The organism is Actinoplanes sp. NPDC051343 (assembly GCF_044455125.1).
Lineage (GTDB): Bacteria > Actinomycetota > Actinomycetes > Mycobacteriales > Micromonosporaceae > Actinoplanes.
Window position 1 is genome coordinate 115,974 of the sequence record NZ_JBITEL010000022.1, and the last position, 7,268, is coordinate 123,241.

At 63.6% G+C, this 7,268-nt stretch carries 6 protein-coding genes; 5 read left to right on the forward strand and 1 reads right to left on the reverse strand.

Annotated features, from left to right (window positions below; translation table 11 throughout):
• Positions 1-43: 43 nt before the first annotated feature.
• A complete protein-coding gene (locus ACIA5C_RS45145) occupies positions 44-1,465 on the forward strand; it encodes an FAD-dependent oxidoreductase (RefSeq protein WP_396066801.1) in 1,422 nt (473 codons plus the stop codon).
• Between the two features lie 187 nt (positions 1,466-1,652).
• Here ACIA5C_RS45145 and ACIA5C_RS45150 read toward each other — a convergent pair whose 3' ends face one another.
• On the reverse strand, positions 1,653-2,978 hold the full coding sequence (locus tag ACIA5C_RS45150) for an MFS transporter (RefSeq protein ID WP_396066803.1): 1,326 nt from the start codon (positions 2,976-2,978) through the stop codon (positions 1,653-1,655).
• Positions 2,979-3,558: 580 nt separating this feature from the next.
• Here ACIA5C_RS45150 and ACIA5C_RS45155 point away from each other — a divergent pair.
• The 4 genes from ACIA5C_RS45155 (at position 3,559) to ACIA5C_RS45170 (ending at position 7,186) form a co-directional block, all read left to right on the forward strand.
• Positions 3,559-4,056: a PaaI family thioesterase gene (locus ACIA5C_RS45155; protein WP_396066805.1), complete on the forward strand. Its 498-nt coding sequence runs from the start codon at positions 3,559-3,561 to the stop codon at positions 4,054-4,056.
• Between the two features lie 13 nt (positions 4,057-4,069).
• Positions 4,070-4,891 (forward strand): LuxR C-terminal-related transcriptional regulator, encoded by an 822-nt coding sequence (locus ACIA5C_RS45160; protein WP_396066807.1) that lies wholly within the window; start codon positions 4,070-4,072, stop codon positions 4,889-4,891.
• A gap of 252 nt (positions 4,892-5,143) precedes the next feature.
• Positions 5,144-6,121, forward strand: a complete 978-nt coding sequence (locus ACIA5C_RS45165) for a DMT family transporter (RefSeq protein ID WP_396066809.1) — start codon at positions 5,144-5,146, stop codon at positions 6,119-6,121.
• A gap of 222 nt (positions 6,122-6,343) precedes the next feature.
• Positions 6,344-7,186 (forward strand): hypothetical protein, encoded by an 843-nt coding sequence (locus ACIA5C_RS45170; RefSeq protein WP_396066811.1) that lies wholly within the window; start codon positions 6,344-6,346, stop codon positions 7,184-7,186.
• Positions 7,187-7,268 lie beyond the last annotated feature (82 nt).

Here is a 7,268-nt window from a genome sequence, read left to right on the forward strand (position 1 = left end):
GTTGGCGGCTCCGGAACGCGGGCTGTCTTCTGGGGAGTGATGCATGGCGTTGTCTGCGATCACCGCGTTCACCGCAATAGGAGCTGTCGATCCACCTGACGGACAAAAGACCTGGTTGGATACCGTGGTCGTTCTCGGGGGGAGCATTGCCGGCTTACTGGCGGCACGGATACTGTCCGATCACGCCAACCGTGTCTTGGTCGTGGAATGGGATGACGTCAGGGGCGGTCGCGGACCCCGGCGTGGTGTGCCGCATGGGGCACAGGCCCATGCGCTGCTAGCTGGAGGTGCTCGCCAGCTGGAACGTTGGTTCCCGGGCTTCATCACCGGTGCTGTGGCCGACGGAGCGCTGATCGCTACGGCGCAGCAGCGTCTAAGCTACCTCGACGGCATGGCGAAGGTTCACTTCCCGGCGGCGGACATGCTGACCACCACCCGTCCGTTTCTCGAAGATCAGATCCGTCGACGGGTGCTGAGCCTGCCAAACGTGAATCCGGTTGCTGGTCGGGCGGTCGGACTCGAATTCAGCGCAACAGCGGTGACCGGGGTGCGAATCCTGTCGGACTCCATCGTCAACGTCGTGAAATCCGTCGACCTGGTCGTGGATGCGATGGGGCGCTCCAGCAGACTTAGTGACTGGTTAACGTCGGCAGGCTGGGATCGTCCGCGAATGACTAGGCGCCTTACGGGCACCAACTACGCGACGGCGACGTTTCGGCGCAAGCCGGGACTGCCACCGTGGAATGGTGTCATGGCCCTCTACAGCGGCCGGGTGGGCGGTGATCTGGCTGGAGCGACCTTCTCCGCGGTTGAGGACGATCGCTGGATCGTCATGATGAGCGGGTACGGCGACTGCCGCCCGGGATTCACTCCCAACGACATGGTTGGGCGTTGTCGACGCGATTTTCCCCGAGAGTTCGGCGAAGTGGTAGATGGCGGGATGACCGGCAGCGTCGCCGTCTACCGGCAAGCTGACAGCAGGCGCCGCGACTTCGCCGCCGCCGGCCGGTTCCCGGCGCGTCTGCTCGCAATCGGTGATTCCGTCGCATCGTTCAATCCGATCTACGGACAGGGAATCTCATCCGCGGCTTTGCACGCCTCGTGCTTGTCGTTGTTCCTGCATTCCGATCCGGACCTGTATAGCCCGGCGCGCCAGTTCTTCGCTTTGCAACAGGTTATTGTCGACGCTGCCTGGGAGATGTCGACTTCGGCTGACCTGTCACGCCCCTCAGTCGTGATGCCATGGCGAATGGGATACCGGCTGGCGAATTGGCTTTCCGGTGTCGTCGGTGATGCCAGCATCACCGACCCGGAGGTAAGCCGCCGCTTTGGCGACGCCGCTCATATGCTGCGTCACCCTCGCGAGTTGGTGGAGCCGCGTTTGATCGCCCGGGCGCTTTTGGCGCGGTGCCACAGTTGGCCCGAGCCGAGCCCTTCGTTTGACGACATCTCCTGGTGGCCCTGACTGTCCGCCTGCCGCGGACTGTACCGGCGGGCTGAGCGTCGCGCCGCGCCGCGGTCCTGCCAGGGCTATTTCGTCGCTGAGCCATAGCAGGTCAACTGTTTAGCCTTAAATCTGGTTGTGCTCCGGCCCTAAAGTCGGCACGGAGGGCCGCGAGGGGCCTGATGCACGTCGGTGAGGCTCGAGGGGCTCAGGCGGCGCTGTCGCGCGCTTTCGCGCCAGGCAGCAGGATCGCGGCTAGGGAGCCTGCTGCGACGATCAGGCCGCCAATATATATCCCGGGCTTCGCCCCGTCCACGAACGATTGCGGCGACGCGTACGAGCCGAAGGTACTGAAGATGGACGCCGCGACAGCCACGCCGGCGGCGATTCCGGCCTGCCGGATTGTGTTGTTAACACCGGCCGCGATGCCTCTTCCCTGCGCGGGGACGCTGGCCAGGGCCAGGCTACTGATCGGGGCAATGGTCAGCGATGTGCCGATTCCGGCAATCAGCTCGGGTCCGACAAGGTTCAAGTACGCCGCGTCGGTCCGGCTGTTCCACGCGAACAGCACCAACGCTAGGGCGAAGAGCACCTGGCCGGCCGCGATGAGTTTGCGTGGGCCGATACGGTCGCCGAAGTGCCCGGCCAGCGGGGCCACCACGATAGGCATGGCGGTCCAAGGCAGGCTGCGAACCCCTGCCTCCAGCGGGCTGTATCCCTGCGCCACCTGGAAGAACTGTGTTTGCAGGAAAATCGCCACCGCCAGCCCTGCGTTGAAGGTCAAGGTGACCGCATTGGCCAGACTAAATTCTCGCGACTTGAACAGAAATAGGGGCAACATCGGCGTACGGTTGCGGCCTTGCCACACTACGAACCCGACGAGTAGCAGGCCACCGCCGATGAGCTCGGCAAGCACCCGGGGCGCCGTCCAACCAGCGTCAGGTCCGCTTACCACGCCCCAAATCGTTAGCAGCAGCCCGCTGGCCGACAGCAAGACACCCCATGGGTCGAGCCGGCGACTCTCGCCACGTGATTCGGGTAGCACGACCGCCACAACCACCACAGCGACAGCGCCGATCGGCACGTTGAGCCAGAAGATGTAGTGCCAGTGCAGATGGTCGACGACCGCGCCGCCGACCAGCGGACCGAGCGCAACTCCCAGACCGTAAATGCCGCCCCAGATACCGACGGCCAGGGTCCGCGCCTTTTCAGGCACTGAGTGCGACAGCAAAGTCAGTGACAGTGGGACGATGGCGGCACCGCCAAGGCCTTGAACGGCGCGGGCTTCGTTCAGCTGCCATGCAGTGGTGGACAGGGCACACGCGGCCGACGCCACGGTGAACAGGGCGATTCCGGCGAGGAACAAGCGACGTCGTCCTAGACGGTCACCCAGCGATGCCGCCGTCAGCAGGAATGCCGCGAACGGCAACGTGTAGGCGTTCAGCACCCATTGCAGGTCGGGAGTCGAGGCGTGCAGGTCAGCCCGTACAGCCGGTAGAGCAGTGCTTACGACGAGAGTGTCCAGCGACGCCATGAAGGTGGGAATACCGACGGCGGCTAGCACACCGCCTAACGACCGCGTGTACGTTGGCCGCGGTACGACAACAGCAGTGGACATCAGACCGGTTCCTTCCGCTCTCTGGCTCGTAAAGACGACGAGTAGCGGTCAGACGAAGTTCGGCTGAGTGCTGTCCGTCACAGTATTCCCTCGTCCGTGGTGGCCTGACAGAGAGAATCGCAGCACGTTGGGCGTGTACTGAGTAGGCGAGGGAGCCGTGCCTCGAAAGGGTTCCGGCTGGATTCCAATGGCTGCTACTATTCTCTATGAGCCACGCGAGTAGCGCTATTGCTTGGATGATAGTAGCGGTCACGGCCGGAGCTGCCCGTCAAGTCCGGCGATCGGATCCTGAACCTGAATGCGCCCGCTCCGGGTAGGCCGCCGCAAGATCGTGCGGCCACGCGACCCGCCACGGTTTCAAGGAGATCCGCAGTCCGATCGCTGCGCGGTGTAGTGCTAAGCAGCGTAGGCCGTCGGCGACCGAATTCATCTTTGATCAGAGCACTACCCGGTAGCCGGCGATCGCCACTCTCAACGATTGGGAGCACCAACACCCATGGAAGACAGAACACGGACATACAGCTGGGCGAACCCGCAGCTGATCGACAAGCTGGGTCGTGAGATGGATGGCCTCGAGTTCACCCGGCAACTTCTGCTGATGGGGGAGCAAGGACGCATGCCGATTGCATCCACCCTGGGATTCCGGCTGGAGGAGGTCGTGTCGGGCCGCGTGGTACTCATCGGCGAACTCGGCGAGCACCTGTACAACGTGCTCGGAGTCGTGCACGGCGGAGTCACCGCGACCCTGCTCGACACCGCCGCAGCCAGCGCCGTGCACACTACGGTGCCCGCCGGCACCCGCTACACCTCGCTTGATCTGTCCGTGCGGTTTTTACGACCCGTGGTGAGTGAGGTCGCTCCGGTCCGGGCGATCGGAACCGTACTCAACCGTGGCCGCCGCACTGCCCTGGCCAGCGCTGAGCTACGCGACTCGGCCGACCGGCTGCTGGCCACTGCGACCAGCACGTGCATGTTGTTCCCACCCGGTGCGTAAGGACCCCTGACGAATGACCACCGAATTGTCGAGCGGCGACAGCGGCCTGGGCCAACACGCCGTCGTCGCCCGCGAGGTGCTCGACGAACTGCTGCCTGAACGAATGGAACTGTTGCGAACGGCGACCGGTATGCCGTTGGTGGGCGCAGCCCTGCGCGCTGTTAGTATTGACCGCCTGGTGCTGGAACGCCTCACGGGCACCGTTGGCGACGCCCTGCGGGGGCTCGTCGTAGAGTCGGGTGCCGGCCTCGGCGGACGCGTGTGGCAAGGGCGGATGCCGCTTCGCGTCGATGACTACATCGGCTCCGGTGCCATTACTCACGAGTACGACGCGGCGGCACGAGCCGAATTTCTGACCGCGGCGTTTGCCGTACCCGTACTGGTTTGGGGCGACGTACTGGCCGTGCTTTACGGGGCGGTGCGGGACCGTCGCCCCGTCGGGGACACGACACTGGTGGCTGCCACCGTTGTCGCAAGCAAACTTGGCCGTGATGCCGAAGAACGGCTCATGCCATACATTGACGACGCAAATCGGCCGTCGCGTGCGCTGGCAGAGCTGACCCAGGTCATTCGCGACGTCGCTGACCCGAGCCTGCAGGCTCGCCTCAACCGGATTCGCAGAGGACTCATGGGCCAAGCAGTCCCGGTGCTGTCCGGCCGCGAAGCCGACATGCTGCGGCTTGTAGAAGCGGGTGCAAGCACGCTCGAGATAGCCGCACGGCTGGGCGTTCATCCAGAGACAGCCAAAAATTACCTACGCTCTGCCGCCCAGAAGTTGGAAGTCGACACCCGAGGAGCTGCTGCCCGGCAAGCACGACTGAACGGCCTTCTGTGAGTGGTGGGGTCGAGGGTCCGGCCGGCGCTTCCGGAATTCTTTACCCCTTGCTGCACCTGCCCGCGATGCTAGGAATGCCCGTTCCACCACTTCCATGAGCGGATGATCCCTTTCGACGCTGGCCTGATGGGACCTGCGCCCAGCTAACGAAAGCTTAAACGGGAGCAGACATGCCGGACCGGGAACGTGCACTGGGACGGCCATCTCTGTATCGCGGAATATCCTTCCTAATTGCGCGGTGAAGAGATTGGGGTGAGCGTTCGCATGGTCGACCTGGGTAACGACGAGCGGGATACCGGTATCCGTCCGTTCCTGTACTTGCTGACCACCATGGCATTCTTCGGGTCCGCATTCACAAGTTCGAAGGTCGTGGTCGGGGAAGTGCCGCACGATGTCGCCGCCGTCCTTAGGTTCGGCGGCGGCGCGCTCATACTTGTAGTTCTGCTTGTTCTGCGGCCAGGGCCCGTCAGCTTCTCGTGGCGCGACCTCTGCCGGGCAGGCGGCGTGGGCCTGGTCGGCGTCTTCGCCTATAACTTCTTCTTTTTCTGGGGGGTCTCTCTGGCCCCGGCGATCGACGGAAGCATCATCGTTCCTGTGCTAAGTCCTGTAGTGACGACAGCGGTGCTACTGGCCTCGCGTCAAGAGCGGGCATTCGCCGCCAGGATCGTGGGTCTGCTCGTCGGGGTCGCGGGCGCAGCCGTGTTCTTTCTGGGCGTCGGTACAAGGGTGCACAGCGTAGCCGCCGGCAGCCGCCTCGAAGGAGACCTTGTCTACCTGATGGCGGCAGGCTGCTGGGCGGCGTACAGCATCGCCTCGAAGAAGGTTCTCGCCGGTATGGATCCACTACGGGCCACGACGTACGCCACTGGGGTCGGCGCGCTTGCTCTGTTGTTAGTAGCGGCACCTTCGATGCCCACAGTGCGATGGAGCGGAGTGTCCGCTGGCGTGTGGGCCAACATCGCCTTTCTCGCAATCGGACCAACCGCCGTTGCCTACCTCTTCTACTTTCGAGGTCTGCGCTCGGTCAGTGCGGTAACTGCCACGATCACCATGTTCGCCGTTCCCGTGTTCGGCACCGTCTCGTCAGTGCTCTTCCTCGGCGAGTCGTTTACGCCAACGCAGATTACAGGTGCGGTGATCACCGTCGCGGGTGCTTTCCTTGCAGTAACTCAAGGCAGGTCGGCCGGGCGAAAGCACAAGGTGCAGACGACCGCAGCTGAGCAGTGTTGACGACCGCCAGCTGACATCCGCGGCCACAGGACTTCATGTTAGGGAGATCACGAATCGAACCCGCGGAGGCGTCGTGCCGTCGTGTTCCTGCGGAAGGGATGTGCATCGGCGCTCAGGCTGAACCCAAAAGTGTCTGTCATCGGCCAGACATGCCATCGCCGTATGGCCGGCGTGCATCTGCCACACAACGGGCCCAAGACGCCCGTCAAGGATCGGAACCCAATGTCAAGAGTCATTGTGTGCAGCAACTCGGTCGACGGGCACGTGGCGCCGCTGCTTGCCGTCGCCCGTGACTTACTCGGCCGCGGACATCGGGTGGTCTTCTACACGGGGTCGCAGTTCAGGCAGCGAGTGCTTGCCTGCGGCGTCGCCTTCTGGGCGTTCCCGCCGGGCAGCGACTTCGACGTGCGCGACCTCGCCACCGAATTTCCACAGTGGATGGCGCTGCCGCCAGGGCGTGCACGGTCGGCGTACGAGCTTAAGGAGATCGGTATCAAACCGATTCCGGTGCAGGTACGAGGTCTGCACAAGCTGCTCGAGGCCTTTCCAGCGGACGTAGTCATCTCGGAGCAGACCCTTTTCGGTCCCTTCGCGGCCGTCCAGGGCTTGCCTGCAATGGAACGGCCAAAGCTCGTGACGCTCGGGATCCTCAATCCCTTCTTCCAAAGTGTGGATACTGCGCCGCACGGCACCGGTCTCCTGCCGTTATCAGGCTGGGAAGGCGACGTCCGCAATTTGGCTCTGAATGCCGAGGCCAGACAAAACTTTGCCAGTATTCAAGCCTACGCAGAAGCGATATTCATGTCAGTGGGCGCCCACCTCGACGGATACCTATTCGACGCCGTGCTGAAGCACAGTGATTACTACCTGCAGCTGACCGTGCCCGGCTTCGAGTATCCACGTGGCGATCTCCCGTCGCACTTTCGGTTCATCGGGCCGATCCCGCCGGCCCTCGGCGCCACGAACTACGAGCCAGCGCCTTGGTGGCCAGAGCTGTCGCAGCAGCGGCCGGTCGTCGTGGTTAGCCAGGGCACGTTCGCTAATGCGGACTTAGTGAGTGTTTGAGAGTGCTTCTATTCGGGCGCGTTCAGCAGGCGTCGGGTCTGGCGTTTGATGGGTCCGCCGCGGTCGAGGCGGCGGATCATGG

What these genes read in the sequence shown, in the direction of transcription:
- ACIA5C_RS45145 (WP_396066801.1), top strand. Translation starts at nt 44, where the DNA reads ATGGCGTTGTCTGCGATCACCGCGTTCACCGCAATAGGAGCTGTCGAT.
- ACIA5C_RS45150 (WP_396066803.1), bottom strand. Translation starts at nt 2,978, where the DNA reads ATGGCGTCGCTGGACACTCTCGTCGTAAGCACTGCTCTACCGGCTGTA.
- ACIA5C_RS45155 (WP_396066805.1), top strand. Translation starts at nt 3,559, where the DNA reads ATGGAAGACAGAACACGGACATACAGCTGGGCGAACCCGCAGCTGATC.
- ACIA5C_RS45160 (WP_396066807.1), top strand. Translation starts at nt 4,070, where the DNA reads ATGACCACCGAATTGTCGAGCGGCGACAGCGGCCTGGGCCAACACGCC.
- ACIA5C_RS45170 (WP_396066811.1), top strand. Translation starts at nt 6,344, where the DNA reads ATGTCAAGAGTCATTGTGTGCAGCAACTCGGTCGACGGGCACGTGGCG.